The organism is Neorhizobium sp. T6_25 (genome assembly GCF_002968555.1).
Lineage (GTDB): Bacteria > Pseudomonadota > Alphaproteobacteria > Rhizobiales > Rhizobiaceae > Neorhizobium.
Map to the genome: position 1 here is coordinate 122,212 of NZ_PVBL01000002.1, position 25,975 is coordinate 148,186.

24 protein-coding genes are annotated in these 25,975 nt (G+C 62.3%); 18 read left to right on the forward strand and 6 right to left on the reverse strand.

All coding sequences use genetic code 11. From position 1 onward, the window contains the following. Positions 1–60: 60 nt before the first annotated feature. Both C5L10_RS02760 and C5L10_RS02765 read right to left on the reverse strand, forming a co-directional pair. The gene (locus C5L10_RS02760) at positions 61–1,434 is read right to left on the reverse strand and encodes an FAD-containing oxidoreductase (protein ID WP_105428452.1); all 1,374 of its coding nucleotides are present in this window, start codon (positions 1,432–1,434) and stop codon (positions 61–63) included. Next, the gene (locus tag C5L10_RS02765; protein WP_046634319.1) at positions 1,431–1,907 is read right to left on the reverse strand and encodes a DUF4126 family protein; all 477 of its coding nucleotides are present in this window, start codon (positions 1,905–1,907) and stop codon (positions 1,431–1,433) included. The genes C5L10_RS02760 and C5L10_RS02765 overlap by 4 nt, the downstream gene beginning before the upstream one ends. A gap of 284 nt (positions 1,908–2,191) precedes the next feature. Between C5L10_RS02765 and C5L10_RS02770 the strand changes: the two genes are divergently transcribed. From C5L10_RS02770 to C5L10_RS02790, 5 genes are all read left to right on the forward strand, one after another. Next, on the forward strand, positions 2,192–4,018 hold the full coding sequence (locus tag C5L10_RS02770; protein WP_245447908.1) for a sensor histidine kinase: 1,827 nt from the start codon (positions 2,192–2,194) through the stop codon (positions 4,016–4,018). Further along, on the forward strand, positions 4,015–5,385 hold the full coding sequence (locus C5L10_RS02775) for a sigma-54 dependent transcriptional regulator (protein WP_105428454.1): 1,371 nt from the start codon (positions 4,015–4,017) through the stop codon (positions 5,383–5,385). Before C5L10_RS02770 ends, C5L10_RS02775 begins: the two co-directional genes overlap by 4 nt. A 207-nt stretch (positions 5,386–5,592) precedes the next feature. After that, positions 5,593–6,576 carry a tripartite tricarboxylate transporter substrate-binding protein gene (locus tag C5L10_RS02780; RefSeq protein WP_046634325.1) on the forward strand — a complete coding sequence of 328 codons (984 nt, stop codon included), beginning with the start codon at positions 5,593–5,595 and terminating at the stop codon, positions 6,574–6,576. Between the two features lie 117 nt (positions 6,577–6,693). Then, complete coding sequence (locus tag C5L10_RS02785; RefSeq protein WP_105399994.1) at positions 6,694–7,155, forward strand: tripartite tricarboxylate transporter TctB family protein; 462 nt, start codon at positions 6,694–6,696, stop codon at positions 7,153–7,155. A gap of 10 nt (positions 7,156–7,165) precedes the next feature. Next, entirely contained in the window at positions 7,166–8,671 is a 1,506-nt protein-coding gene (locus C5L10_RS02790) for a tripartite tricarboxylate transporter permease (protein ID WP_046666458.1), read from the forward strand. 26 nt (positions 8,672–8,697) lie between these two features. Here the strand turns inward: C5L10_RS02790 and C5L10_RS02795 are convergent, their stop codons facing one another. Further along, positions 8,698–9,750: a LacI family transcriptional regulator gene (locus C5L10_RS02795; protein WP_105428455.1), complete on the reverse strand. Its 1,053-nt coding sequence runs from the start codon at positions 9,748–9,750 to the stop codon at positions 8,698–8,700. A 266-nt stretch (positions 9,751–10,016) separates the two neighbouring features. Here C5L10_RS02795 and C5L10_RS02800 point away from each other — a divergent pair, with 266 nt between their 5' ends. The 9 genes from C5L10_RS02800 (at position 10,017) to C5L10_RS02840 (ending at position 20,355) form a co-directional block, all read left to right on the forward strand. Continuing rightward, positions 10,017–11,267, forward strand: coding sequence for an ABC transporter substrate-binding protein (locus C5L10_RS02800; protein ID WP_205837017.1), 1,251 nt, complete (start codon positions 10,017–10,019; stop codon positions 11,265–11,267). Between the two features lie 107 nt (positions 11,268–11,374). Next, a complete protein-coding gene (locus C5L10_RS02805; protein ID WP_371411909.1) occupies positions 11,375–12,304 on the forward strand; it encodes a carbohydrate ABC transporter permease in 930 nt (309 codons plus the stop codon). After that, positions 12,301–13,182, forward strand: a complete 882-nt coding sequence (locus C5L10_RS02810) for a carbohydrate ABC transporter permease (protein WP_046666462.1) — start codon at positions 12,301–12,303, stop codon at positions 13,180–13,182. Before C5L10_RS02805 ends, C5L10_RS02810 begins: the two co-directional genes overlap by 4 nt. Positions 13,183–13,188: 6 nt before the next feature. Next, a complete protein-coding gene (locus C5L10_RS02815; protein WP_105428457.1) occupies positions 13,189–14,295 on the forward strand; it encodes an ABC transporter ATP-binding protein in 1,107 nt (368 codons plus the stop codon). Between the two features lie 132 nt (positions 14,296–14,427). Beyond that, positions 14,428–16,215 carry a malto-oligosyltrehalose trehalohydrolase gene (treZ, locus tag C5L10_RS02820; RefSeq protein WP_105428458.1) on the forward strand — a complete coding sequence of 596 codons (1,788 nt, stop codon included), beginning with the start codon at positions 14,428–14,430 and terminating at the stop codon, positions 16,213–16,215. Between the two features lie 98 nt (positions 16,216–16,313). Beyond that, positions 16,314–17,099 carry a BON domain-containing protein gene (locus C5L10_RS02825; RefSeq protein WP_245447909.1) on the forward strand — a complete coding sequence of 262 codons (786 nt, stop codon included), beginning with the start codon at positions 16,314–16,316 and terminating at the stop codon, positions 17,097–17,099. A 64-nt stretch (positions 17,100–17,163) separates the two neighbouring features. Continuing rightward, entirely contained in the window at positions 17,164–17,385 is a 222-nt protein-coding gene (locus C5L10_RS02830; protein WP_105428460.1) for a hypothetical protein, read from the forward strand. 170 nt (positions 17,386–17,555) lie between these two features. After that, a complete protein-coding gene (locus C5L10_RS02835; protein WP_105428461.1) occupies positions 17,556–19,256 on the forward strand; it encodes a sensor histidine kinase in 1,701 nt (566 codons plus the stop codon). 82 nt (positions 19,257–19,338) lie between these two features. After that, complete coding sequence (locus C5L10_RS02840) at positions 19,339–20,355, forward strand: DNA topoisomerase IB (RefSeq protein WP_172716907.1); 1,017 nt, start codon at positions 19,339–19,341, stop codon at positions 20,353–20,355. A gap of 58 nt (positions 20,356–20,413) precedes the next feature. Here C5L10_RS02840 and C5L10_RS02845 read toward each other — a convergent pair whose 3' ends face one another. Then, the gene (locus tag C5L10_RS02845) at positions 20,414–20,974 is read right to left on the reverse strand and encodes a type 1 glutamine amidotransferase domain-containing protein (protein ID WP_046634345.1); all 561 of its coding nucleotides are present in this window, start codon (positions 20,972–20,974) and stop codon (positions 20,414–20,416) included. A gap of 50 nt (positions 20,975–21,024) precedes the next feature. Further along, entirely contained in the window at positions 21,025–21,222 is a 198-nt protein-coding gene (locus C5L10_RS02850; RefSeq protein ID WP_105419837.1) for a hypothetical protein, read from the reverse strand. A 338-nt stretch (positions 21,223–21,560) separates the two neighbouring features. Between C5L10_RS02850 and C5L10_RS02855 the strand changes: the two genes are divergently transcribed. After that, on the forward strand, positions 21,561–22,625 hold the full coding sequence (locus C5L10_RS02855; protein WP_105428463.1) for a c-type cytochrome: 1,065 nt from the start codon (positions 21,561–21,563) through the stop codon (positions 22,623–22,625). A gap of 228 nt (positions 22,626–22,853) precedes the next feature. Here C5L10_RS02855 and C5L10_RS02860 read toward each other — a convergent pair whose 3' ends face one another. Next, on the reverse strand, positions 22,854–23,120 hold the full coding sequence (locus C5L10_RS02860; protein WP_105428464.1) for a hypothetical protein: 267 nt from the start codon (positions 23,118–23,120) through the stop codon (positions 22,854–22,856). Between the two features lie 113 nt (positions 23,121–23,233). Here C5L10_RS02860 and C5L10_RS02865 point away from each other — a divergent pair, with 113 nt between their 5' ends. The 3 genes from C5L10_RS02865 to glgX all read left to right on the forward strand — a co-directional run bounded on the left by C5L10_RS02865 (position 23,234) and on the right by glgX (position 25,914). Beyond that, a complete protein-coding gene (locus C5L10_RS02865; protein WP_105428465.1) occupies positions 23,234–23,521 on the forward strand; it encodes a hypothetical protein in 288 nt (95 codons plus the stop codon). Continuing rightward, positions 23,518–23,763 carry a hypothetical protein gene (locus C5L10_RS02870; protein ID WP_046666470.1) on the forward strand — a complete coding sequence of 82 codons (246 nt, stop codon included), beginning with the start codon at positions 23,518–23,520 and terminating at the stop codon, positions 23,761–23,763. Before C5L10_RS02865 ends, C5L10_RS02870 begins: the two co-directional genes overlap by 4 nt. A gap of 72 nt (positions 23,764–23,835) precedes the next feature. Continuing rightward, positions 23,836–25,914 carry a glycogen debranching protein GlgX gene (glgX, locus tag C5L10_RS02875; RefSeq protein WP_105428466.1) on the forward strand — a complete coding sequence of 693 codons (2,079 nt, stop codon included), beginning with the start codon at positions 23,836–23,838 and terminating at the stop codon, positions 25,912–25,914. Positions 25,915–25,975 lie beyond the last annotated feature (61 nt).

The following is a 25,975-nucleotide window of genomic DNA, read 5'->3' on the forward strand; positions in this document are numbered from 1 at the left end:
AAATGCTTGCCGGCCGCTTCAGGCGATCGATAAAATTGTAGTCGTGTCCCAAAAAGGGTTTCAGGCCGGCTTCATTCCGAGCACTACGGTCGGCCAGAATTCCGAGACCGTCGGATGGATCGGCACCGCCCAGCGCAGCGTATCGTAGGTGGCGCGGGCATTCATCATGTCGAGCACGCCGTGGATCGATTCGTCGCCGCCGGTGCCGAGGATGGCGGCGCCGAGGATCTCGTGCGTGTCCGCATCGGCCACGAATTTCATCAGGCCCTGCGTTTCGCCCTTTTCGACCGCGCGGCCGACCCTTGCCATGGACTGGCGGCCAACCAGAACCTTGCGGCCGGATTTGCGCGCCTCCGCCTCGGTCATGCCGATCCGGCCGAGCGGCGGGTCGATATAAAGCGCGTAGCCGACCAGCCGGTCGGAGACCTTGCGGCTCTCGCCGTCGAAGAGGTTGGCGGCGATGATCTCGAAGTCGTTATAGGCGGTGTGGGTGAAGGCGCCGCGGCCGTTGCAGTCGCCCATCGCCCAGATGCCCTCGACATTGGTCGAGAGATCGTCGCCGACCTTGATGTAGCCCTTCGCGTCCAGTTCGACGCCGGCCTTGTCGAGGCCGAGATCGTCGGTGTTCGGACGGCGGCCGACCGCGAGCAGAACGTCGGAGCCGATCACTTCCGGAGCGCCTTGGGTGCAATCGACGCCGACGGCGACGCCGTCTTCGTGCTTCCTGAAACGGATGCATTCGGCGCCGGTGCGGATATGGATGCCTTCGGCTTCGAGGATTTCGCGGATTGCCTGCGAAATCTCCTCGTCTTCGCGCCCGACCAGACGCGGGCCTTTTTCGACGACGGTCACCTCGGCCCCGAAGCGGCGGTAGATCTGCGCGAATTCCAACCCGATATAGCTGCCGCCGATGATGACCAGATGTTTTGGCACCCGGTCGAGCAGAACGATGTCGCTGTTGGTCATGTAGGGCACGTCGCCGACGCCAGGGAAGTCCGGGATTGCGGCACGACCGCCGACGTTCAGGAAGATCTGCGGCGCGGTCAGAAGCTCGTCGCCGACGCGGATCGTGTTCTTATCCTCGAACCGCGCGTGGCCGCGAATCAGAGTGCAGTTGGGCATGCCTTCGAGCCAGCTCTCGTTGCCATGGCGCGAGTCGAGGGTCACCTTGTGCGAACGCCGCATGACGGTCGGCATGTCGATGTTCACCGGGCCATCGAGCACCACGCCATAATCACCGCCGCGGCGGGCGACGTGGGCGGCATAGGCGCTGGCGACGAGCGTCTTGGTCGGCTTGCATCCGGTATTGACGCAGGTGCCGCCGACATGTTTGCGCTCGATGATCGCAACTGTCTTGCGGGCGTCATTGAAGCGCCCTGCGAGCGAGGGGCCGGCCTGGCCCGCCCCTATGATGATTGCGTCGAAGGTCTTCATACCGCGGCCGCGACAGGTAGGGACGCGATGATGATGTAGGCCGCGACGATCGCGACAGCATCCTCGATGAAGGCGGCCGGCGGATCCTTGCCGAAGCTGGCGGCAAGCTTGGCGCGGACGGCGGCGCCACCATAGGTACCGATCGCGGCGCCGACGATGCCGGCGACGAGGCCGACGATCCAGCCGCCATATGGCGTGCCGATCGCGGCGCCCGTGAGTGCCCCCATGATCAGGCGGGCGCCGAACTGCTGCGGCACCTTGCGGCTCGGCGTCGAGGGGAGCTGATCGGTGACCAGTTCGACGACGGCAAGAATGGTGAAGATGCCGACGGCCCAGATCGTGCCCATGAAGGAGAGCCAGGAACCGGAGAGATTGAGCCAGCCGAGATAGGCAGCCCAGGCAATTGCTGCAGGTGCGGTCATGGCGCGCAGGCCGGCAACGACACCGATCAAAAGTGCAAGTATATAGACCATTAAAAACCCCTTGCGCCGCCCTTGCGGCTTTCCCCGTTTGCGGCTGTGATCGAAGCACGATCAGTCGTGAAGTCAAGCGCCAGGTAGAAATTATTGCGAGAATACGAGGAATGCTTGCACGATTCGATCACGCCCGCTGGCTCCTCCAAATATCCCCAGCGACCATCATCCCAGATGCCGGTCAAACATGCCGGAAGGATTTTATGGAAATCAGCAGTGCAGCGGTTAGAATGCCGCTTTCCCGTCATCCCGGCCGGGAAAATGAGCGGAGGAACCCGGGCCTGTTGAGATATCGTATTCTTCTGCCTTTGGCCCTGCTTGCGGCGATCGGTCTTGCGCTGGTCTTCAAGGGCAGCGATATCCTCGCGCGGGGCTATATCGAGGAGGCCGAGGTCCAGGCGGGCACGACGCTGCGCCTGGCGGTGTCGGCGCTCGACGGCCATCTGAAGCGCTACGAGGCGCTGCCGGCTCTGATCGCCGATCAGCAGAATATCGAGGCGGTGATCCTCGATCCGAAGAACGAGACGCTGCGGGCGACGACCAACGCCTATCTCAAGGAGATCAACGGGCTTCTGAAATCCTCCGACATTTATGTGATGACGATGGACGGCGAGACCATCGCAGCCAGCAATTATGACAGCCCGGTCAGCTTTGTCGGCGAGAATTTCACCTATCGCCCCTATTTCCAGGATGCGGCGGAGGGCCGCCAGTCCCGCTTCTACGCGCTCGGCACGACGTCTTTGAAGCGCGGTTACTATTTCGGTTCACCGATCGAGATCGGCGGCGCCATTCGCGGCGTGATCGTCTTCAAGGTGGATATCGACAGCCTCGAAGGCTCCTGGGGCGGTGGCGACGACCGGATTTTCGTGTCGGACCCCGAAGGCATCATCTTCATGACCGGCAGTCCGGAATGGCTTTATGCGAGCATCCTGCCGCTGACGCCCGACCGGATCGCCCGCACCGAGGCTTCGCGGCGGTATGCGGACGCCAAGCTCCGCGAATTGCCGGTCGAGCGCGGCAGCTTCGCAGGACGCGATGTCATGACCATCCGGGACGGCGGGATCCAAAAGGAATATCTCGTCGTATCGCAACCGATGCCGGATGCGGGCTGGACCGTCAACGTGCTGATGGATACCGGTTCGGTGCATACCCAGGCGAAGACCGCGGCGGTTGCGGCACTTTTGACGCTCTGCCTTGCCGGCCTCGGGCTCGCCATCGTTCTTCAGCGCCGTGCGCGGCTCAACGAACGCCTGATGCTGCAGGCCGAGGCGCGCAACGAGCTCGAGCACCGCGTGGCCGAGCGCACCGCCGATCTCGCCCGCGTCAACAGCCGCATCGAGGAGGAGATCGCCGAGCGGCGGCTCACCGAACAGCGGTTGCGCCAGACCCAGGCGGACCTCATCCAGGCGGGCAAGCTCGCAGGCCTCGGCCAGATGTCGGCGGCCCTGTCGCACGAACTCAACCAGCCTCTCGCCGCGGCCAAGACCTATGCGGAAACGGCCGGCGTGCTGATCGATCTCGGACGCACCGACGACGCGCGGGACAATGTCCGGCGCATTTCGGCGCTCATCGACCGCATGGCGTCGATCAGCAGGCATTTGCGCAACTTTGCCCGCAAGCCGAACGAAAAGCTCGGGCCTGTTGCGCTCGACGACGTGATGCGCGACACGCTGGAGATCGTCGCAGCGCGTCTGAAGGCGGCGGATGCGGAACTGGGCATCGAGATCGATCCCGCTATTCCCGCGGTCAAGGCAGGCGCAGTGCGGCTTCAACAGGTGCTGGTCAACATCATTACCAATGCCGCCGATGCCGTCGAAGGCCTCGACGACCGGCGGATCACTGTCTCCGCCGAACAGGCGGGCAACAGGGTCATGGTGTCGGTGCGCGATCGCGGGCCGGGCGTCGCGGCGGCCATCCACGAACGCATCTTCGATCCGTTCTTCACGACCAAGGGCGTCGGCAGGGGCCTGGGGCTGGGTCTGTCGATCTCCTACAACATCATCAAGGATTTCGGCGGCAGCCTGAGCGTTGCCGATCATCCGGAAGGCGGCGCCGTCTTCCGGATCGAACTCGAAGTTGCCGACGGCAATCTTCTGGAGGCAGCCGAGTGAGTGAGCAAAGGGTTCTGCTGGTCGACGACGAGGAGGAGCTGCGCCGTTCGACGGCGCAGGCGCTGGAGCTTTTCGGCCTGGCGGTCCTGACCTTTTCCAATGCCGATCATGTGCTGGAACTGACGGGCTTCGGGTTCGACGGCGTCGTCGTCAGCGATATCCGCATGCCGGGAACCGACGGCATGACGCTGCTCCAGAAGATCCGCGAGCTCGATGCGGAGATTCCGGTTATCCTGGTCACCGGTCATGGCGACGTGCAGCTCGCGGTCAAGGCCATGCGGGAAGGCGCCTACGATTTTCTGGAAAAGCCGTTCACACCGCAGCATCTCGCCGGCATCATCCGGCGTGCGCTCGACCGGCGCAGCCTGGTGCTGGAAAACCGCCGCCTGAGGGCCGTTGCCGGCAAGCGCGACGATGTCGAGGCCCGGCTCCCCGGCCGCACCCAGGTCATGGTCGATCTGCGCTACAGGATCCGCGCCATCGGCGCCACGGATGCCGATACGCTGATCATCGGCGAAACCGGCGCCGGCAAAGAAGTGGTGGCGCGGGGGCTCCACGACATCAGTTCGCGCGCCAACCGACCCTTCATCGCCATCAATTGCGCAGCCCTTCCCGACAACCTGATCGAGAGCGAGCTTTTCGGCCATGAGGCCGGCGCCTTTCCAGGCGCGCTGAGGCCCCGCTACGGCAAGTTCGAACATGGCCGCGGCGGCACGATCCTGCTTGACGAGATCGGCTCGATGCCGGTCGACCTGCAGGCGAAGTTCCTGCGCGTGCTGCAGGAGCGGGTCATCACCCGGCTCGGCTCCAACGAAACCGTGCCGCTGGACGTACGCTTCATCGCCACCAGCAAGGTGGATCTGGAAGCGGAAGTGGCGGCGGGGCGGTTCCGCGCCGATCTTCTTTACCGGCTCAACGTTGCCACCATCCATGTGCCGTCGCTGGCGCAGAGGCGATCGGATATTCCGCTTCTCTTTCTCCAGCTGGTGAGGGAAGCAGCGGCGCGCTATGGCCGCGACGACATGGAAGTGCCGGCCGATGTGATTTCGGCGATTGCCCAGCGCGACTGGCCGGGCAATGTCCGGGAACTGCGCAACGCCGCCGACCGGCTGGTGCTCGGTCTCGACCCGAAGCCCGGCGAAACCAGCGGCGCGAAGGATGGGGCAGGGCGGCTTGCAGACAAGGTTGCAGCCTTCGAGCGCAACCTGATCGCCGGCGAGATCGCAGCGCACGGCGGCGCGCTGAGACCGGTCTACGAATCCCTCGGCATCTCCCGCAAGACACTGTATGAAAAGATGCAGAAATACGGGCTAGACAAGAAGCTGCTCGGTCCGGAACACCTGCTGCAGGATGACCGGGACGGTTGACAACGGCAGCATGTGTGGATTTCCACCCATGCTTTTTGGCGATTGTTCCCGAATCCACCCATGTTGCGCCGCGGTATTTGCAGAAATGCTGTTTTAAGGCCTCCGCAACGATTGCGCGTGCTGCGCGCCCTGCCGCAGATGGTCCTCAGGTTGGCGCCGGAGGAACTGGGCGTCCGCTGTGCCACATTTCATCCTGGAGGAGCCCCGATGAAAATTCTGAACGCCCTTATCGGCGCGACCGCTCTTGCGGCGCTTTCCCTTTTCTCCGCTTCGGCGAATGCGCAAGGGTACCCCGAGCGCCAGATCACCATGGTCGTGCCATTTGCGGCCGGCGGCCCGACCGACACCGTCGCGCGCCTCGTCGCCGAATCCATGTCTAAGGATCTCGGCAAGCAGATCGTCGTTGAAAACGTCGGCGGCGCCGGCGGTACCCTCGGCGCTGCCCGCGTTGCCAATGCCGAAGCCGACGGCTACACCGTTCTCCTGCACCATATCGGTATGGCGACCAGCGCTTCGCTCTATCGCAAGCTGCCCTACGACACCTTGAACGCCTTCGACTATGTCGGCCTCGTCACCGACGTTCCGATGACGCTTCTCGCCCGCAAGGACATGCCGGCGACCGACCTCAAGGGTCTCATCGAATATGCGAAGGCCAACAGCGACAAGGTGACGGTTGCAAACGCTGGCATCGGCGCCGCTTCGCATCTGTGCGGCATGCTGTTCATGAGCTCGATCAAGACGTCGCTCGTCACCGTTCCCTACAAGGGCACCGGTCCTGCAATGACCGATCTTCTCGGCGGCCAGGTCGACATCATGTGCGACCAGACCACCAACACCACCAAGCAGATCCAGGGCGGCACGGTAAAGGCCTATGCGGTCACGTCCGCGGAACGTCTCGGCGTCCTGAAGGACATCCCGACCGTCAAGGAAGCCGGTCTGCCGGACATGCAGGTCGGCATCTGGCATGGTCTCTACGCGCCGAAAGGCACCCCGAAGGACGCGATCGACAAGCTCAACAAGGCCCTCAAGTCCGCCTTGAAGAACCCGAACGTCGCCGCTCGCTTCGCCGAGCTCGGTACCGAGCCGTCGCCGGACAACGACGCCACTCCGGCAGCCCTCAAGGCCAAGCTCGAAGGCGAAATCGCCCGCTGGAAGCCGGTCATCAATGCCGCCGGCCAATACGCGGACTAAGGTTTCCGCGGTCAGTCTCCCCTAACTCCGGTCCTCTCCCCGCTTGCGGGGAGGGGATGCCTAGCAAGCGGAGGAAGGGCACGTCCGGCAAAGCATCTCCCATGTCACGGAGACACCATGAATTCGCTGAAATTCGATACTGCCAATCTGATCTGCGGGCTGCTGCTGATCGCGACAGGCCTGTTCTTTGCCTACCAGTCGTTCGAACTGGAGCTCGGTACGGCGTTTCGCATGGGACCTGGCTATTTTCCGTTCATCCTCGCCTGCGCGCTCATCCTGTTCGGCGCGATCATCCTCATCCAGTCGATGCGGGTGGACGGAGGGCCGATCGGGGCGCTCGCATTGCGGGGCATGGTCTTCATCCTGCCGGCGCCGATCTTCTTCGGCCTTACCGTTCGGGGGCTGGGCTTCGTGCCGTCGATCTTCGTCACCGCATTGATCGCCTCCTTCGCCTCGGGCCGCATGAAACCGCTTACCGCACTCGTGCTGTCGGCGGCGCTGACGGTCTTCTCGGTCGCCGTCTTCAGCTATGGCCTCGGCCTTCCGTTCCGCCGTTTCGGGCCTTGGCTCGGTTATTGAGGTTTGAGTGATGGATCTTTTCAATAATCTCGCGCTTGGTTTCGCGACGGCGACATCGCTGGAAAACCTGTTCTTCTGCCTGATCGGGGTGCTGCTCGGCACGCTGATCGGGGTGCTACCCGGCATCGGGGCCACGGCGACGATCGCCATGCTTCTGCCGATCACCTTCCAACTCGAGCCGGTCTCGTCGCTGATCATGCTCGCCGGCATCTATTACGGCGCGCAATACGGCGGTTCGACCACGGCGATCCTGATCAACATGCCGGGCGAGTCCTCGTCTGCCGTCACCGCCATCGACGGTTACCAGATGGCGCGCAAGGGCCGGGCGGGAGCAGCTCTGGCGATCGCCGCGATCGGCTCGTTCTTTGCCGGCACCGTGTCGACCTTCCTCGTCGCGATCTTTGCGCCGCCGCTTACCCAGATCGCGCTGCAGTTCGGCGCGGCCGAATATTTCTCACTGATGGTGGTCGGCCTCGTCTCCTCGATCGCGCTCGCCCACGGTTCGATCGTCAAGGCTCTCGCGATGGTGGCGCTCGGCCTGCTGCTCGGACTCGTCGGCACCGATATCTACACCGGCACGCCGCGCTTCACGCTCGGGATCCGCGAATATGCGGACGGGCTGAACTTCGTGGCGGTGGCGGTCGGCGTCTTCGGCATCGCGGAAATCCTGCGCAATCTCGAAAACGAAAAAACCCGCTCGGTGCTGATGGCGAAAGTCAGCGAGCTCATGCCCTCGCGGGAGGATTTCAAGGCGATGGTCGGCCCGGTCCTGCGCGGCACGGCCATCGGCTCGATCCTCGGCATCCTGCCGGGTGGCGGCGCCATCCTTGCGGCGTTTGCCTCCTACACGGTCGAGAAGAAGGTTTCGAAACATCCGGAAGAATTCGGCCACGGGGCGGTCGCCGGTGTTGCCGGTCCGGAATCGGCCAACAATGCCGGTGCGCAGACCTCGTTCATCCCGCTGCTCACCCTCGGCATTCCGGCGAACCCGGTCATGGCGCTGATGATCGGCGCGATGATCATCCAGGGCATCGTACCGGGCCCGAACGTGGCGACCGAACAGCCGGCCCTCTTCTGGGGCATCATTGCCTCGATGTGGATCGGCAACCTGATGCTCGTCATCCTCAACCTGCCGCTCATCGGGCTGTGGGTGAAGCTGCTCACCATCCCCTACTACGTGCTGTTCCCGATCATCATGGCCTTCTGCTCGATCGGGGTCTACAGCGTCAACTCGAACGTCTACGACCTCTATGCCGTCGCCTTCTTCGGCCTCATCGGCTATGCGCTGTTGAAGCTGCGCTGCGAACCGGCGCCACTACTGCTCGGCTTCGTGCTCGGTCCGCTGCTGGAAGAGAATCTCCGACGGGCGATGATCCTTTCGCGGGGCGACCCTGCGACATTCGTCACGCGTCCGATCAGCGCGGCCCTTCTCTTCCTCGCGGCCCTCGTCCTCGTCATCGTCTTCTTGCCGAGTGTGAAGAAGAAGCGCGAGCAGGTCTTCGTCGAAGAGGACTGAGAAGCCGCGGACGGCGCTCCGGGCGGTCAAACCGTCTGGAGCGCCTGCAATTCCTGGATAGGGGCGGGGCCGGCGATCCGCTTCAACAGCAGCTTGCCCATCAGAAAACCTGCTTCCGTCAGATCTTCGTAGATCGTCTCCACGCGGGGGCGGATCTGGTCGAACAGGCCCGACGTCTGCTTGGCCACCAGCCTTATATCCCTGCCAAGTTCGAGACGGTGGTCGTAGGCGGATGCCATGACCGCGAGCGCCGATACCTCGCCGCCGCAGATATATCCGTCCGGGCGCTCCGGCTCGCCCATTCGGTGGAACAGATAGTCGCGGATGTCGTCCGACTTGCTGTCGAGCGTAACGCCCTTGGCGATTTCGAAGCCGATGCCTTCCTCGCGCACCGCCGCCATGAAGCCGTGCCTAAGGTGATGGGCGAAGGTGAAGCGCTCCGGCGGCAGGATGATCGAAAGCTTTCTCGCGCCCGCGGCGATCAGCTTTTTGGCGGCCTGATACGCGAAACTGTAATTGTCGTAGTCGACGTAAGGGTGAGCGGTCGCAAGCTCGGTCCGGCCGTGACAGATGAACGGGAAATTATTCTCCATCAACAACTTGACGCGTTCGTCCGCCGGTTCGGTGCGGGTGAAGACAATGCCGTCGGCCATGCGGTTGCGCATGATATGGCGCACCGGTTCGATCTGCGGCGTATCGGAAAAATGCGGCGTTATGACCAGATGATAGGCCGTGCCTCGCAACGCTTCGGTCAGGCCGTTGATCATCGAGGTGGCATAGCCGAGGATTTCCTCGTGCGGGTCGAGGACGAGGCTGATGACGTTGGTGCGGCCAGTGCGCAGGCGCTGTGCTGCCCGGTCCGGCAGGTAGCCGATATCGGCTGCGACCTTGCGGACGCGCAGACGTGTTTCGAGTGCGATCTGCGGCGCATCGGCAAGCGCGTGCGATACGGTCGTGACCGCAAGCCCGGTCAGCTCGGCGATCGTTTTAAGGGTGGGCTTCGCGCCAACGCCGGATTTTGCGGCTGCCCGCTCCGACTTCGCCCGCCGACCCTTGTCCCCCAGGTCTTCCAGCGACATATCCTCTTCTCCTCCGCTCCCGCCCCGGAACCGGAGCGAGCCTCATCTATATCGTTACAAATTTTTCCAAAGTCGCCAGGAGTTTTTCTCGATTCCTGAGTAAAAATTCGTCGATTACCAATTTTGCCAGCTTTTTCCTCATGTTACGCAGGTTTGCCTATGATCTAAAAAATCCCTTGGGCGGGTTGACACTGACTGTAATTATATCGTTATAAATCGCCATATCCGGAGAGGAGCCCGGATACAAAGGGAGATTCTCAATGAATATTCGAATGATTGCCAAACTCGCCGCCGGTGCGGCACTTATCGCCATGACCGCCGGTGCCGCCAAGGCCGCAGAACAGGTCGAAGTCCTGCATTGGTGGACTTCGGGTGGTGAAGCCGCAGCGCTCAACGTGCTGAAGGAAAACCTCCAGAAGCAGGGCGTTGCCTGGAAGGACATGCCGGTTGCCGGTGGTGCAGGCTCTGCCGCCATGACCGCGCTTCGCGCCCGCGTCACGGCCGGCGATCCGCCGACCGCCGTCCAGCTTCTCGGCTTCGACCTGAAGGACTGGGCCGAAATGGGCGTCGCCGCAAACCTCGACGACCTCGCCAAGAAGGAAGGCTGGGACAAGGTTATCCCCGCCGCTCTGCAGAACTTCTCGAAGTATGACGGCCACTGGATCGCCGCTCCGGTGAACATCCACTCCACCAACTGGCTGTGGATCAACAAGGCGGCACTCGACAAGGCCGGCGGCAAGGTTCCGACCAATATCGCCGAACTCATCACGCTACTCGACGCCTTCAAGGGCCAGGGCCTCACCGCTCTCGCTCACGGCGGCGTTCCGTGGCAGGACGGCACGCTCTGGGAAGCCGTCGTGCTTTCGACCGGCGGTCCGGAATTCTACAAGATGGCCGTTCTCGATCTCGATCCGGCAGCACTTTCCGGTGACACGATGAAGAAGGTCTTCGACACCATGTCGAAGCTGCGCACCTATTTCGACCCGAACTTCTCGGGCCGCGAATGGAACCTGTCGACGGCCCTCGTCATCGAAGGCAAGGCCGGCGCTCAGGAAATGGGCGACTGGTCCAAGGGCGAGTGGCTGCGCGCCAACAAGAAGCCGGGCACGGACTTCGTCTGCATCCGCTTCCCCGGCACGCAGGGCTCGGTCCTCTTCAACGCCGACCAGTTCATGATGTTCAACGTTGGCGGCGACGCCGAAAAGGCTCAGTTCAAGATGGCGTCCGCCGTCGAAGATCCGGCCTTCCAGATCGCCTTCAACACGGTCAAGGGTTCCGTTCCTGCCCGTACCGACGTCTCGAACGAAAAGTTCGACGATTGCGGCAAGAAGGGCATGGCGGACCTCACGGAAGCCTCTTCCAAGGGCACGCTGATGGGCTCGCTCGCCCACGGTTACGCTCAGCCGGCTGCCATCAAGGAAGCCATGCTGGACGTCATCACCCAGCACCTCAACGGCCAGCTGACCACCGAAGCAGCGCTGAAGCGCCTGCCGGAAGCGGTGAAGGCTGCCAAGTGATCGCGGTTCCGCGAAAATTCTGACATCGAGTGGCCGGGATAGTCTCCCGGCCACTTTTCAAATTCCGGCTCGCCGGTATCTCCTAGTTCTGGTGTCTGCCGGAGGTCATGATGACGACAATCGAACCGGTTCCCGTGCTTGAGCCGCAGCGAGAGCGCCGCTCGTTTGCGGACGGATTGCGCAACGCGCTGCCGAAGATCGTGCTGGCCCCGTCGTTCGCCGTGATCCTCGTCTTCGTCTACGGCTTCATCCTCTGGACGGTCTACCTTTCGTTCACGACCTCACGCATCCTGCCGGTCTACAAATGGGGCGGTTTCGACGCCTATTTCCGCCTCTGGTCGCAGCCGAACTGGTATGTGGCGATGCAGAACCTGGCGATCTTCGGGGTCCTCTATATCGGCATCTGTATCATCCTCGGGCTCGGCATCGCGATCCTCATGGACCAGCGGATCCGCGCCGAAGGCGTACTCCGGCCGATCTTCCTCTACCCGATGGCGCTCTCCTTCGTCGTCACGGGTACCGCGTGGAAATGGTTCCTCAATCCGGGTCTCGGGCTTGAGAACACCATGCACAATCTCGGCTGGACGAGCTTCAAGTTCGATTGGCTGGTCAATCCCAAGATGGCAATCTATACCGTCGTCATTGCCGGGGTCTGGCAGGCGTCAGGCTTCGTCATGGCGATGTTCCTGGCCGGGCTTCGCGGCATCGACGGCGAGATCATCAAGGCGGCCCAGATCGACGGCGCCTCGACGGTATCCATCTATCGACGCATCATCATTCCGCTGCTGCGGCCCGTCTTCCTTTCCGCCTTCATCGTGCTCGCGCATATGGCAATCAAGTCCTACGACCTGGTCATCGCGCTGACCGGCGGCGGACCGGGCAATGCGACCGAGCTGCCCTCGACCTTCATGTATTCCTACACGTTTACCCGTAACCAGATGAATGTCGGATCGGCGAGCGCCGTGATGATGCTTATGGGCATTACCGCGATCATCGTGCCCTATCTCTATTCGGAACTGCGGGAGAGAAAGCAATGAGCGCGACACAAGAAACCGTCAGCGCCGGCGGTGCCCGCACCGCCCGTTATTTCATCTATGCCGCGCTGGTCATCCTGGCACTCGTCTATCTTCTGCCGCTCTATGTCATGCTGTCGACGTCCCTGAAGTCGCTCGACGAAATCCGCGGCGGCGACATGCTGGCGTTGCCGCGCGATCCCTCGGTCTCTGCCTGGGTTCGTGCCTGGGGCGAGGCCTGCATCGGGGTCAGCTGCGTCGGCATCAAGGGCTACTTCTGGAATTCCATCAAGATGGTGGTTCCCGCGGTCCTGATCTCGACCCTGCTTGGTGCGCTCAACGGCTATGTGCTGACCAAGTGGCGTTTCCCTGGCCACAGGCTGGTCTTCGGCATGATGCTGTTTGCCTGCTTCATCCCGTTCCAGGCCGTCCTGATCCCGATGGCGCGCGTGCTCGGCACGTTCGGGCTGTCGAACTCCACCGCCGGCCTCGTCATCGTCCACGTGATCTACGGCCTCGGCTTCACCACGCTGTTCTTCCGCAATTATTACGAAGCCTTTCCGGATGAACTCGTGAAGGCCGCGATGATCGACGGCGCCGGGTTCTTCCGGATCTTCTGGCGCATCCTGCTGCCGAGTTCCGGACCGATCATCGTCGTGACGATCATCTACCAGTTCACCAACATCTGGAACGACTTCCTGTTCGGCGTGTCCTTCTCGTCCGGCACGTCCTCGCCGATGACGGTGGCGCTCAACAACCTCGTTGCCTCCTCCACCGGTGTCAAGGAATACAATGTCGATATGGCGGCTGCGGTGTTCGCAGCGCTTCCGACGCTGTTCGTCTATGTCGTCGCCGGACGCTATTTCGTGCGTGGCCTGATGGCCGGCGCAGTCAAGGGATAACCGCACATGAGCTTTCTTGAAATCAAGGATATTCGCAAGAAGATCGGCAATAACGAGATTCTGAAGGGCATCAATATCGAGCTCGAAAAGGGCGGCTTCCTGGTTCTCGTAGGCCCGTCCGGCTGCGGCAAGTCTACCTTGCTCAACGCGATCGCCGGCCTGCTTCCGCCGTCCTCGGGCGACATCGTCATCGATGGCCAGGTGGTCAACGACCTGCATCCGTCGCGGCGCGATATCGCCATGGTCTTCCAGTCCTACGCGCTCTATCCGAACATGACGGTGGAACAGAACATCGCGTTCGCGCTCGAAATGCGGGGCGTCGAGAAGACGCAGCGCGAGGCGGCGGTCAAGCAGGTCGCCAAGACGCTGCAGATCGAGCATCTCCTGAAGCGCCGTCCGAGCCAGCTCTCGGGTGGCCAGCGTCAGCGCGTCGCCATGGGCCGGGCGCTGGTTCGCCAGCCGCGCGTCTTCCTGTTCGACGAGCCGCTCTCCAATCTCGACGCCAAGCTGCGCGTCGAAGTACGCGCCGAAATCAAGGCTTTGCACCAGAATACCCACGCCACGATCGTCTATGTCACCCATGACCAGATCGAGGCGATGACGCTTGCCACCAAGATCGTCGTGCTGAAAGAAGGCATGGTGCAGCAGGTCGGCACGCCGGCGGAAATCTATGGCCGTCCGGCCAACCTCTTCGTTGCCGATTTCATGGGCTCGCCGGCAATGAACATGCTGAAGGGCAAGGTCTCCGGCGCCAATGGTCAGCAGAGCATCGCGCTGTTCGGAAATGACGGCGTCAGGGTCGCCATGCCGCCTTCCGTGACCACCAGCCTTCCGGATGGCAAGGACGTCATTTTGGGCCTGCGCCCGGAGACGATTACCGATGCCGGTCTCGTCGATCCGCAGGCCCGCGCCACCGCCCGGATCGAGGCGGAAGTGACGATGATCGAGCCGACCGGCTCCGATACGTTCGTCACGGGCAAGCTGGACGGCGCGACCTTCACCGCCCGTACCCGCTCCGACGTGCATGTCGAGCTCGGCCAGAAGTTCCCGTTCGCCTTCAATCTCGACAAGGCCGTGGTCTTCGATCCGCAGACGACCAGCCGTATCGAATAAGCGGGCAGACGCCTTTGACCTCCGCTGCTTTGCCTTATTTTAACGCAGCTATAACAATAGGTTAGGCACAAGAGGGGAACTTTTCCCTGCGGACTCGTATTTCCTTGGAACAGTTGCAGCCAAGGAGATGTCATGTCGCTGACGCGAGATTTTGCCCCGTTCGATTCGCGAAACGAAGGTTTTGCCCAGCCGTCCCGCCGCACGTTTCCCAAGTCCTGGGGCGCTGAATATCTGGGTGGCGGCGAGGTGCTTTTCCGGATCTGGGCGCCGGATCTGGAGCGCCTGCGGGTGCAGATCGCCGGTCACAATCGTGAGATGCTGCCGGCAGGCGAGGGCTGGTTCACGCTGACGACGGACGGCATCGCGCACGGCACACCCTATCGGTTCGTGATGCCCGACGGGGCCGTGATGGCGGACCCTGCGTCGCGAGCCCAGGCCGACGGCCTCGACGGACCTTCGCTGCTTGTCGATCCGACCACCTACCATTGGCATATGCCGGACTGGAGCGGACATGCCTGGGAGGAGGCGGTCCTCTACGAGATCCATATCGGCACGTTCACCCCGGAGGGGACCTTTCGCGCCGCGATCGAGCGGCTGCGGGAGATCGCCTCGCTCGGCGTGACGATGCTGCAGCTCATGCCGGTCAACCAATTCCGCGGAGACCGCGGCTGGGGTTACGACGGCGTGCTGCCCTATGCACCACATCACGCCTATGGTGAACCGGACGACATGAAGGCCTTCGTCGACGCGGCGCATCGGCACGGCCTCTCTGTCATGCTCGATGTCGTCTATACTCGCTTCGGCCCGCGCGGCAACCTGTTCCACGCCTATGTGCCGTCGTTTTTCGATCCGGATCGCGCGACGCCATCCGGACCGGCGATCAATTTCGGCCAACGCCCGGTGCGGCAGTTCTTCATCGAGAATGCGCTTTATTGGCTGGAGGAGTACAACCTCGACGGTCTGCGGCTGGATGCGGTCGATCAGATCGATGACGAGGCGTCACAGATGCACGTCCTGTGGGAACTGGCAAAGCGGGTTCAGCGCGAGGTGACGGGTCGGCGCCGGCATCTCGTGATGGATGACCATCGCAATATCACCCATTACCTAGAGCGCGGCGCGGCCGGCAGGGCCGCGCTCTATGACGCCGGGTGGAACCACGACGTTCGCCACGCCGCTCATGTTATCGCAACCGGCGAGACGGCCGGCTCTCTCGGCAGATTCGCGGAGGAACCGGTGCGCAGGCTTGCCCGGGGTCTCGCGGAAGGTTTCATCTGTCAGGGCGAAACCGGGCCGGATGGTGAAGCGCGCGGCGAACCGAGCGGTCACCTGTCTCCCGTTGCCTTCATCAACTTCCTCCAGAACCATGAGCAGATCGGCAATCGCCTTTCCGGCGAACGGCTGGTGTCGCTTGCCGATCCGCGGGTGCTGCGGGTGCTGACGGCGATCCTGATCCTGTCGCCGCAGATACCGCTGCTGTTCATGGGCGACGACTACTGCGAGACCCAGGATTTTCGGTTCTTCAGCGACTACGAAGGGTCGAACCCGGATGATATCTTTGACCTAAGCGCGGTGGAGGCGTTCGATCGCTCGAAGCTGCATTGGGATCGCGCTCGCACGCCGGAAGGGCAGCTGCATCGCGACCGCATGCGGACGCTGATCGCCAAACGGCGCGAGCATGTCGTTCCCGGACTTTTCGCCGTTCCTCCTCACTCGGGCAGGATGCTCGATACGGAAGACGGCGTGATTGCCGTCGATTGGCGGCTTGCGGACCGCCTGCTGCAACTTCGTGCCAATCTGACGGCGAGTGAGCAGGCGGCACCGCTCGTTTCCGGCACCGTCGTCCATGTCGAACCGGCGGAAATCGCCGCCGGTGGAATTCTTCCGGGCCTCTCCATGGTCGTGGCCGTTTCTCCCGATTGACCTCCGGCATTCCTCCTAAAAGGGGAACAATCCCGAGGAGGCGGGGTTGAGTCTGTGTCCCGTCGAAACGGGGCCAAACCAGACCGAGGAGACAGACAATGGCTAGTGGAAACTATTCCCAATCGGGTGGGTATCGAAACGACCGGATGCGCGACGAGCGTGATTTCGCGCGCGAGTCCTCCAGCGATTATCGCCCGGGCGATACGGGTTATGTGCGCGGTTCCAGCGAGGGTGATGCAAATCGGGAGGACGACCGTTCACGGTTTCCCCGCTACGGCCGCAGCGAACAATGGGCATCCGACGATGGCGGGTTCGAGGCCGGTTATGGTGATTCGGAGCGGTCGCAGGCCTGGGCCCGCGAATCCTATCGCGGCCGCCCTTCGTCGTTCAGCTACGAGCCCGGTCGCAACCGCGTCAACCAGGCCTATGGCGACCGATACGGCTCGGACTATCGTTTTGGCGGCGAAGGCCGTTCCGGTTCGGACAGCCGCTTCCGCGGCTCTGACGCCCATGAGCGCAGGCGCGGTTTCATGGAGCGCGCCGGTGATGAAGTCGCCTCCTGGTTCGGTGATGAAGATGCCGAACGTCGCCGGAAGATGGATGAGCATCGCGGCAAGGGTCCCAAGGGCTATCAGCGCTCCGACGCCCGTATCGAGGAGGACGTCAATGATCGCCTCAGCGACGACCCGGTGCTCGACGCATCGAACATCACCGTGACGGTCCAGGGGTCCGAAGTGACGCTCGACGGTTTCGTGTCGAGCCGCTGGGACAAGCGCAGAGCAGAGGACCTGGTGGACGACGTTTCGGGTGTCCGGCACGTCCAGAACAACCTGCGCGTCAACAATAGTTCGACCGATACGCTGACGGGCTCGACCACCGTCTGAAACCGGCGTGTGCCACGCGTCAGGCCGCTGTTGGTGGCCTGACCTCATTCGGGAAGGAGACGTCATGACCGAGAACAGCGAGAGCGCCAAAATCCACAAGGATGCCCAGGGGCAGTACGCCAAGTCCAAGGCCGACGGCAAGGCAAACGGCGTCGCAAGCGCCAAACCGACCGTGATCACCGGTTCCGACGACGCGACCAAACATCGTAACCCGCCCGGCGAAAAAGAGCCGGAAAAGGACTGGGACGTAAATTTCGACGTGTCGGAGCGGCCTCGGCACACCTGAGCCGCCCGTTTGGAAAACCATATCGCCGGCAATCAATCCTTGGCCCGGCCTTTAAAACCGGTTAGATAAGACCGGCTGGAATATTAGCGGATGGCGGGACACGGAAAATGAATAATGCCGGCAGGTGGCACAGGCACCTCCAGCTTTTTTCCATAAGGTAAAGACGCGGAATGTTTAGAGTTTCGCGGTTTTTTCCCACGGCGCCCATCGGCGCCTATCTGGTCGCTCTGGCGGCTGGCCTCGCTTTGCCATTGCTGATTTTCGTCGGTTACCTGATGATACAGCTGGAGGCGAACGAGCGGGAAATCCTTGCAGGCGAGACCGCGGAAGATGCTCAGCTGATCGCCCGCTCGATCGACCGTGAACTGCAGGACATGGCAACGACGCTTCGGCTGCTTGTCACTTCGCCGGAGCTTGAGGCCGGTGACCTCCGTGCCTTCCACAACCGAACCCAGAACAGCCTGCGGTCTGACTCCCTCTATATTCTCGTCGTCAATGCGGATGGGCAGCAGCGGCTCAACACCCGCGTGCCGTTCGACACGCCGCTTGGCAAGATCTCCAGCATGCAGGCGCTCCAATCGGCTGTGAACAGCGGCGTGACAGAGGTCTCCAACGTGTTTTTCGGCGCCACCAGCGGCAAGCACGTCTTCAACGTCACGATGCCGCTGCCCAAAGAAATTTCCCATTCCGGCGCCGCAATGATCATGACGCAGAACGCCGAGGACCTGCAGACGCTGATCTCGACGGAGGGACTTCCTGCCGGCTGGTCGGTGGCGGTCGTGGACGGGGCCGGAAAGGTGGTGACCTCCCTCGGCGCCCGTGCGCTCGCTTCCGGCACGGCGTTTCCCTCCGACATGCTCAAGCTGATGACAGGCTTCAAGGGTACGATCGAGGACGTCGACGGCAACCGCCGGCAGATGTACGGCTACGCCCAAATCACCGGCTGGACGTGGAAGGCCGTCGTCTGGGGGCCGATCGATGCGGCGCAGGCGAGCATCCTGACCACGTGGCGGCAGCTGATCGCCGGCGGTGCCATCTTCCTCGCTGTCGGCATGCTGATCGCCTGGCTCGTCGGTCGCCAGCTTCGCATCCCGATCCGGCAGATCGCCGAAATGGCCGAGCGGATCGGCAAGGGCGAGATCGTCTCTCCGGTGGAGACGAAGATCCGCGAGGCCAACCAGGTGGCGATCGCTCTTTCGAATGCCTCCTTCGACCGCAGCGAGGCGGAAGATCGGATTCACCTCATCCTGCATGAGCTGGTTCACCGGACCAAGAACATCCTGACGCTGATCCAGGCGATGATGCGCCAGCTGGCACGCCAGGACACCACAATGGAGGAATTCCAGAAGGCGATCAGCACCCGGCTGCAGGGCCTCGGCAAGTCCATCGAGGCGCTGGCGAAGGAGCAGTGGGCCGGGGTCTCGATCCGCCGCGTCATCGAAATCCACATGAGCACGTTCGCGGACGCCGCCGACCGGGTCGAGCTGCAGGGCACGGATTTTATCCTCAAGGCCGAAGCGGTCCAGAACCTTGGCCTCATCCTCCACGAGCTTGCGACCAACTCGGTGAAATACGGCGCGCTCTCGGTGCCGCAGGGTAGAGTGCTCATCGCCTGGAAGGACACGGTCGATGAAGATGACGGCGAAAGCCGGCTGGAGCTCGTCTGGGAAGAGAGGGACGGCCCTGCGGTCCACGAGCCTTCCCGCACCGGGTTCGGCACGACGATCATCAGGCGCCATGCGGCGGCGGCTTTCGCCGGCCAGGTCGAGGTCGACTTCCGCACCGAAGGGCTTCGCTGGTCCTTGAACGCGCCGCGCCTGGCCTTTGAACGAGGCGAGGGCGTCGAAACCCTCAAGGACATAGCCATCTAGCGGTAATCTCCGTCAGCGCCGGAACGAAGGTACCGTCCTCGCCGTTTGGTCGGCCATGGACGCCATGCTCACCACGATCGACATCGATCAGGATTCCCTCGAGACCATCGGCCTTACCTATGTCAGCGATACGGAGCCCGGCATCCGTCGGCTCAGACGCGGCAAGGGGTTTACCTACCGCCTGCCGGACGGCACCTTGCTCTCGGATCCGGAGCATCGCCTGCGGATCGCCTCGCTCGGACTGCCGCCTGCCTATGAGAACGTCTGGATCTGCCTCGATCCACGCGGGCATCTCCAGGCGACCGGTTACGATTCACGCGGCCGCAAGCAATATCGTTATCATGCCGACTGGCAGAATTTTCGCAGCGAACGCAAGTTCGACCAGCTCGCCCGGTTCGGCGAGGCTCTGCCGCGGATCCGCCGCAAGGCGAAACGCGATCTGGAGCTTGGCCTCGACAAATCGGATGCGGTGATCGCCGCATTGGTCGCCCTGATGGACGCGACCCATTTGCGGGTCGGCAACCGTCTTTACGCCAAGGAGAACAAGACCTACGGCGCGACCACGCTGCTGAAGCGCCACATGAGGCTGTCCGGGGAGGCGGTCACGTTGCGCTTCGTCGCCAAGGGCGGTCGGCGCGTGCAGCACACGCTGAAACATCCCCGCTTGCAGCGCATCCTCGAAGAGATCGCCGACCTGCCGGGCCGGCAGCTGTTTTCCTGGCCGGACGAGCAGGGCGTGCCGCGTCCGATCGATTCGGGCCGGCTCAACGCCTATCTTGCCAAGGCCGCAGGGTTTGCCGTCTCGGCCAAGACGTTCCGCACCTGGGGTGGCAGTCTTGCCGCGCTGATGGCGGCTTGGGAAGTGGTGGAGGAGGAGGGCCGGCGCCCGAAGATCAAGGGGATGTGCAAGGCGGCGGCGGAAGCCCTGCACAACACGCCGGCAGTCTGCCGCTCAAGCTACATCCACCCGAGCATTCTGGCACTCTCGGAGGATGTTTCGCCGCTGGAAAAGGTGATGCAGGACAAGGTGGCGCTGACGCGGCCGAAGGAGTTGCGCGCCAACGAACGGCGGCTTCTGGCTTTTCTGAAGCAGGTCTGACTTCCGTGTCGGCCGCCCGCGAGGAGGGTGCGGACGGCCGCAGCCGAGCTACGGCAAGTTACGCTGCCCGGCGATTGTGGCGCCCTTCCTGGACTTCCTCGACGATCTTTGCCACGAATTGCGGCAGATCCTCGGGCGAGCGCGAGGTGATGATCCCGTTGTCGACCACGACGGCCTCATCCTTCCAGGATGCGCCGGCATTGCGGATGTCGGTGCGGATCGAATGATAGGAGGTTGCCTTGCGACCGCGAAGGGCATCGGCCTCCACCAGCAACCATGGGCCATGGCAGATCGCTGCGACAGGCTTGCCGCTTTTCACGAAGTCCCGCACGACCTTCATGGCATCTTCGTTGTCACGCAGGATATCGGGGTTGATCTGGCCGCCAGGCAACACCAAAGCATCGAAGTCCTCCGCGTTGACGTTCCTGGCCTCCAGATCGACCGGGACGGTGTCGCCCCAGTCCTTCTTGTCCCAGCTTTTGATCTCGCCTGGCTTGATGGACGCGATCTTGACGCCGGCTCCACGTTTTTTCAGTTCCTCCAGCGGGACGCGCAGTTCCGATCGCTCATAGCCGTCGGCCGCGAGGATCAGGATGTTGGCGGACTCGATGGTGGTCATGCTGGTCTCCTTTTTGGAAAGCTCTGTTGTTCGCAAAGTCTCGGCCGGCCTCAAAGCCGGCCGGTGGAGAGGTCCCGGCCATTGATGGAGGCGGGGACGCTGATTTCCTCACGGGGCGACTTGGGCAACGGAAGGACGACGGCATCAGGTACGACGACCTGCAGTTCTTCCGGATGGGCCACGGCGAAAGTCTTCTTCTGGTGAGTGCCGGTGAGCCTGTTTCTGAGCATTGTTAGAAAGTGTCTCATGATTTTCTCCCGTCGCGAATGCCGGGCGATTGCCCGTTCACAGGGGAGCAAACCCATCGTCGGAGGATTCGTTCCATCTTTTTCACAGCCGGTTACATAAAGTTATCCGGCGGCTGGAACAAAATTCCCGATGGTACGTTCGGTGTCGAATTTTCCCGGCGCTGCGGCTTAAGCCCCGACCTCGGCATTCGGCGTGCTTCTTTCCCTTTCTCTCCATCCGCTTTACGGTGAAAGGCCGAGACATCTGCCTTCGCCGCGACGCTCCGCCGTTGCCGGCCGCGGGCGGGGGTGGCGTTGCTTGCACAGCGCCGGGCCAGGGTTTTGGGAGGAGTAGCCGGATGACGATCCGCTGGAAATATCTCGCGATCCTGGTGATCGTGGCGCCGCTTCTGGGACTTGGGTTCGCCTGGTCCGGACTGATGAGCGTCAAGGCAAGCACCGGTCATTGGGGGATCACGGATTGGTTCTTGCACTGGGTGATGCGCAATTCGATCCGTACCGCCGCTCTTTCCATCGAGGTACCGCCGCTCGAAAACCCGGCGCTGCTGCCGGCGGCGGCCGGGCACTTCGAGACCGGCTGCGCCATCTGTCATGGCTCGCCGGCGCAAAAGGCTTCAGGCGCCGCGCTCGCCATGCTGCCGCCGCCGCCGGATCTGAAGACGGTGGTTCCGAGCTGGAGCGATGCGGAGCTCTTCGAAATCGTCAAGCACGGGGTGCGCTTCACCGGCATGCCGGCCTGGCCGACGCAGGTGCGCGATGACGAGATCTGGGACATGGTGGCGTTCCTGCGAAAGCTGCCGGGCATGGACGGCAACGCCTATCTGCAGGCGTCCGGCCTGCATGGTATCGGCACCGCGGGCGAAGTCTCGCCGCTGCCGATCACCTGCGAAAGCTGCCATGCGGAAAAGCGGCTCAGCGGCAACAGCGTGATCCCGCGGCTCGCCGGGCAGTCGGAAGCCTACCTGCTCAACAGCCTGCGCGCCTATGCGCATGGCGAGCGGGCGAGCGGCGTCATGAAGGTCGCGGTCGGGACTTTGGCGGAGGAGGGCCTGCCGGAGCTGGCGGCCTATTATGCCAAGCAGGCGAGACCGCAAAGGCCTTCGGCGCCGGCTGATCTACAGCTCGTGGAAAGGGGCCGCGAGATCGCGGAAAGGGGAAGAGCGGCAGACAAAATTCCCGCCTGCCTCAGTTGCCACGAAAAGCCCGGCGGCAATCCTGCCTATCCGCGCATCTCGGGTCAAAACGCCCCTTATCTGGAGCGCCAGCTCCGCCTCTTCCATGCAGGTGTGCGAGGCGGGTCTTCCTTCAGCCACCTGATGACCGAGGTGGCAAAAAAATTGAATGAAGAAGATTTTGCCGCTCTCGCGGCCTTCTTTGCCGGCCGCGAGAGCAGTGGGCCTTAAATCAAGGCCTCTCTCCTCCCCAGGAGCTTGAAACTCAGACGGGGATGACCATCATGTAGCAGGCGGCGATCACCAGAACAAAGCCTGCTGCTTCTACCCATTCTCTGACCATCGTCGCCTCCATCGCTTTGGTCGTGAGTGAACGAGAAAGTCGCATTGTAGTTCCACGAAATGGCCATAAACGTGGCGGGATCGCCTTAAATGTGACTTGACGCGGTTAACGGGAGGTCAATTCGCGTCGGCTGCAGCCCTTGCACGTGCCGCGTCGAGGATCGACCGCACCTCGCGCGCCGCGGAATTCTCGATTGCGAATGCGCCCTCCGGCAACACGCCCGGATCCTCCTCATTGTCCTTGAACGTCGCGTCGTCACGCAGCCGCTGGAGCAGTGACGTGATGGTCACCTCGCCCCCGATCATCGCGGACAAGAGTTCGATCAGCAGTTCTCGGTGGGCATTCAGGCGCCCCTCCAGTTCATGCGGGGTCAGTGTTGACATGGTTTCCTCCTTGTCCCGTGCTTCGCTTCTTCAAGGAGATAGCGGAGGTTCTGACGGAGGGAACAATCGCCGGGACCGAAAGTTGACCCTTCAGCAGAAGATGGAGGAAGACGATGGCAGAATTCGCCAGATCGAAAGGCAGTCAGAGCCAGCGGGATGCGCGCGACCGGCTGATCCTTGCCCTTTACGCCCAGCTGAAGGCCGAGCGGCAGACCCGCGAGGCGCTGGAATACGTCATTCGCAACGGCGCGCTGGCGCCTGAAGTGCTTGAAGCCATCGCCGGCGATCCCATCCCGGCCGCAACCGCCGAGGATGTCGCCGCGGTCGAGAAGGTGATCGCGCTCGACGCGCATCGCCGGCAGGCCGCGTTTCACAAATCCCACGGAGAAAATGAGACATGAAGAGTTTCGTTATTGCGCTGTCGACCGTCGTGCTTCTGAGCGCCTGTAGCGACAGCGGCGAAAAACAGAGCGATCCGATTAACAACACGCCGCCACAGCAGTCCAGCAATACGGCGCCTGCGGATCGCAGCCCGTCGCCGCAGACGGGAACGGGTGGGCAGAGCCCGGCGACATCGCCATCTGGAACCACCAATACGACGCCGGGTAGCCCGCCGCCGGCGGCCGGATCGGGCAATCCATAGTTTTCCGCGAGGCGCAGGGAACGAAATGTTGTGCCGCACCATTATGACGCCAGTCTTTTAATTGGGTGCGGCATGGATACGAAATCAAACCACTTTGTCATCGAGCCCGGCTCCTGGCTTCAGCTCGGAGCCAATTTCGACGGTGAGGGTGTCAACTTCGCGATTTTCTCAGCCCATGCGGAACGGGTTGAGCTTTGCCTCTACGACCCGAGCGGCAAGATAGAGATCGCCAGGCTCGAGCTTCCCGAATACACCCATGAAATCTGGCATGGCTATGTGCCTGGATTGAAGCCGGGCGCCCTCTACGGCTATCGCGTACACGGTCCCTACGATCCAGAAAACGGTCATCGCTTCAACCCGAACAAGCTGCTGATAGACCCCTATGCGCGCGAATTCGTCGGCGAAGTCGATTGGAACGAGGCACATTTCGCCTACGATCTTCTGCACGAAGACAAGGATCTGACCTTCGACGAGCGCGACAGCGCGCCGTTCATGCCGAAAGGCCGGGTCATTGATCCGAACGAGTTCGACTGGAAGGACCAGAACCGGCCGAACATCGCCTGGCCGGCGACGATCATCTATGAAGCTCACGTGAAGGGCTTCACCCAGTTGAACCCGGCTATCCCGAAAGAGCTGCGGGGCACGTTCGAAGGGATGGGGCACAAGGCCTCGATCGACTACATCAAGAGCCTCGGCATCACCTCTGTTGAACTGATGCCGATTCATGAGTTCCCGGATGATCAGCATCTGCTCGAAAAGGGGCTGAAGAATTTCTGGGGCTACAATACGATCGGTTTCTTCGCACCCGCCTTGCGCTATTACGGTCCAAAGGGCATCCAGGGTTTCCGCGACATGGTACGCGCCTATCACGATGCCGGCATCGAGGTCATCCTTGACGTGGTCTATAACCACACCGCTGAGGGCAACGAACTTGGGCCGACGCTGTCCTTCAAGGGCATCGACAACTTCTCCTATTACCGCACGATGCCGGACCAGCATCGCTATTACATAAACGACACTGGCACTGGGAACACGGTCAATACATCCCACCCCCGGGTGTTGCAGTTCGTGATGGACTCGCTCCGCTACTGGGCAGAATCAATGCATATCGACGGTTTCCGCTTCGATCTTGGCACCATCCTTGGCCGGGAGCCGCAAGGTTTCGACCAGCGGGGAGGCTATTTCGACGCCATCACGCAGGATCCGGTTTTGTCGAAACTGAAGCTGATCGGCGAGCCGTGGGATATCGGTCCCGGCGGTTACCAGGTCGGCGGCTTTCCTCCCGGTTGGGCAGAGTGGAACGACAAGTATCGCGACACCGTGCGCGAATACTGGAAGGGCACCAATGTCTCGACGGACTTCGCAGCCCGCCTGCTCGGTTCCGGAGATCTCTACGACCAGCGCGGCCGCCGGCCGTGGGCAAGCGTCAACTTCATCGCCGCCCATGACGGCTTCACGCTGAACGATCTCGTTTCCTACAACGAGAAACACAACGAGGCGAATGGCGAGGACAATAACGACGGCCACAACGACAATCGCAGCTACAATTACGGCGCGGAAGGCCCAACTGAGGACGAGGGCATCAATGCGGTGCGCGATCGCCAGAAGCGCAATTTCCTCGCCACCCTGTTCTTCTCGCACGGCACGCCGATGCTGCTTGCCGGCGACGAGTTCGGCCGCAGCCAGATGGGCAACAACAACGGCTATTGCCAGGATAGCGACATTTCCTGGGTTCATTGGGACAGCCTGCCCGAGACCTGCGAGGAGCTGCGCGAGTTCACCCGCCAGATCATCAAGCTGCGACGCGAACAGCCGCTGCTGCGTCGCGAGAACTGGCGCGACGGCCTGGAGATCAAATGGTTCAACGCCGGTGGCGGTTTTCAGACGCCGGAGCAGTGGGACGAAGGCTCCACGCTCGGCCTCCATATCGGCCGAACCGATCTTCGGGAAGAGGAGGGCATCTGGCACGACGTGCTGCTGCTCTTCAACCCGTTCGAAGGCAATGTGCCGTTCCGCATCCCGCAGTTCGGCGAGGGCGGCTGGGTGCTTGAACTTACCACCTCCGACCTTTCGAAGCGCGGCCTGGTGATCACCAAGGAAAAGGATTTCGAGCTTGAAGGGCGCAGTCTGGCACTCTTCCGAAGGCCGTAAGGCCTTCGAACCTCTTCCCTTTACTCCATAAAAAACCGGCCTTCGAGCCGGTTTCTTTTTG

Excerpts from the sequence above, each read along its gene's own strand:
- C5L10_RS02760 (WP_105428452.1), bottom strand. The coding sequence starts at position 1,434 with ATGAAGACCTTCGACGCAATCATCATAGGGGCGGGCCAGGCCGGCCCC.
- C5L10_RS02765 (WP_046634319.1), bottom strand. The coding sequence starts at position 1,907 with ATGGTCTATATACTTGCACTTTTGATCGGTGTCGTTGCCGGCCTGCGC.
- C5L10_RS02780 (WP_046634325.1), top strand. The coding sequence starts at position 5,593 with ATGAAAATTCTGAACGCCCTTATCGGCGCGACCGCTCTTGCGGCGCTT.
- C5L10_RS02785 (WP_105399994.1), top strand. The coding sequence starts at position 6,694 with ATGAATTCGCTGAAATTCGATACTGCCAATCTGATCTGCGGGCTGCTG.
- C5L10_RS02790 (WP_046666458.1), top strand. The coding sequence starts at position 7,166 with ATGGATCTTTTCAATAATCTCGCGCTTGGTTTCGCGACGGCGACATCG.
- C5L10_RS02795 (WP_105428455.1), bottom strand. The coding sequence starts at position 9,750 with ATGTCGCTGGAAGACCTGGGGGACAAGGGTCGGCGGGCGAAGTCGGAG.
- C5L10_RS02805 (WP_371411909.1), top strand. The coding sequence starts at position 11,375 with ATGATGACGACAATCGAACCGGTTCCCGTGCTTGAGCCGCAGCGAGAG.
- C5L10_RS02810 (WP_046666462.1), top strand. The coding sequence starts at position 12,301 with ATGAGCGCGACACAAGAAACCGTCAGCGCCGGCGGTGCCCGCACCGCC.
- C5L10_RS02815 (WP_105428457.1), top strand. The coding sequence starts at position 13,189 with ATGAGCTTTCTTGAAATCAAGGATATTCGCAAGAAGATCGGCAATAAC.
- treZ (WP_105428458.1), top strand. The coding sequence starts at position 14,428 with ATGTCGCTGACGCGAGATTTTGCCCCGTTCGATTCGCGAAACGAAGGT.
- C5L10_RS02825 (WP_245447909.1), top strand. The coding sequence starts at position 16,314 with ATGGCTAGTGGAAACTATTCCCAATCGGGTGGGTATCGAAACGACCGG.
- C5L10_RS02830 (WP_105428460.1), top strand. The coding sequence starts at position 17,164 with ATGACCGAGAACAGCGAGAGCGCCAAAATCCACAAGGATGCCCAGGGG.
- C5L10_RS02835 (WP_105428461.1), top strand. The coding sequence starts at position 17,556 with ATGTTTAGAGTTTCGCGGTTTTTTCCCACGGCGCCCATCGGCGCCTAT.
- C5L10_RS02845 (WP_046634345.1), bottom strand. The coding sequence starts at position 20,974 with ATGACCACCATCGAGTCCGCCAACATCCTGATCCTCGCGGCCGACGGC.
- C5L10_RS02850 (WP_105419837.1), bottom strand. The coding sequence starts at position 21,222 with ATGAGACACTTTCTAACAATGCTCAGAAACAGGCTCACCGGCACTCAC.
- C5L10_RS02855 (WP_105428463.1), top strand. The coding sequence starts at position 21,561 with ATGACGATCCGCTGGAAATATCTCGCGATCCTGGTGATCGTGGCGCCG.
- C5L10_RS02860 (WP_105428464.1), bottom strand. The coding sequence starts at position 23,120 with ATGTCAACACTGACCCCGCATGAACTGGAGGGGCGCCTGAATGCCCAC.
- C5L10_RS02865 (WP_105428465.1), top strand. The coding sequence starts at position 23,234 with ATGGCAGAATTCGCCAGATCGAAAGGCAGTCAGAGCCAGCGGGATGCG.
- C5L10_RS02870 (WP_046666470.1), top strand. The coding sequence starts at position 23,518 with ATGAAGAGTTTCGTTATTGCGCTGTCGACCGTCGTGCTTCTGAGCGCC.
- glgX (WP_105428466.1), top strand. The coding sequence starts at position 23,836 with ATGGATACGAAATCAAACCACTTTGTCATCGAGCCCGGCTCCTGGCTT.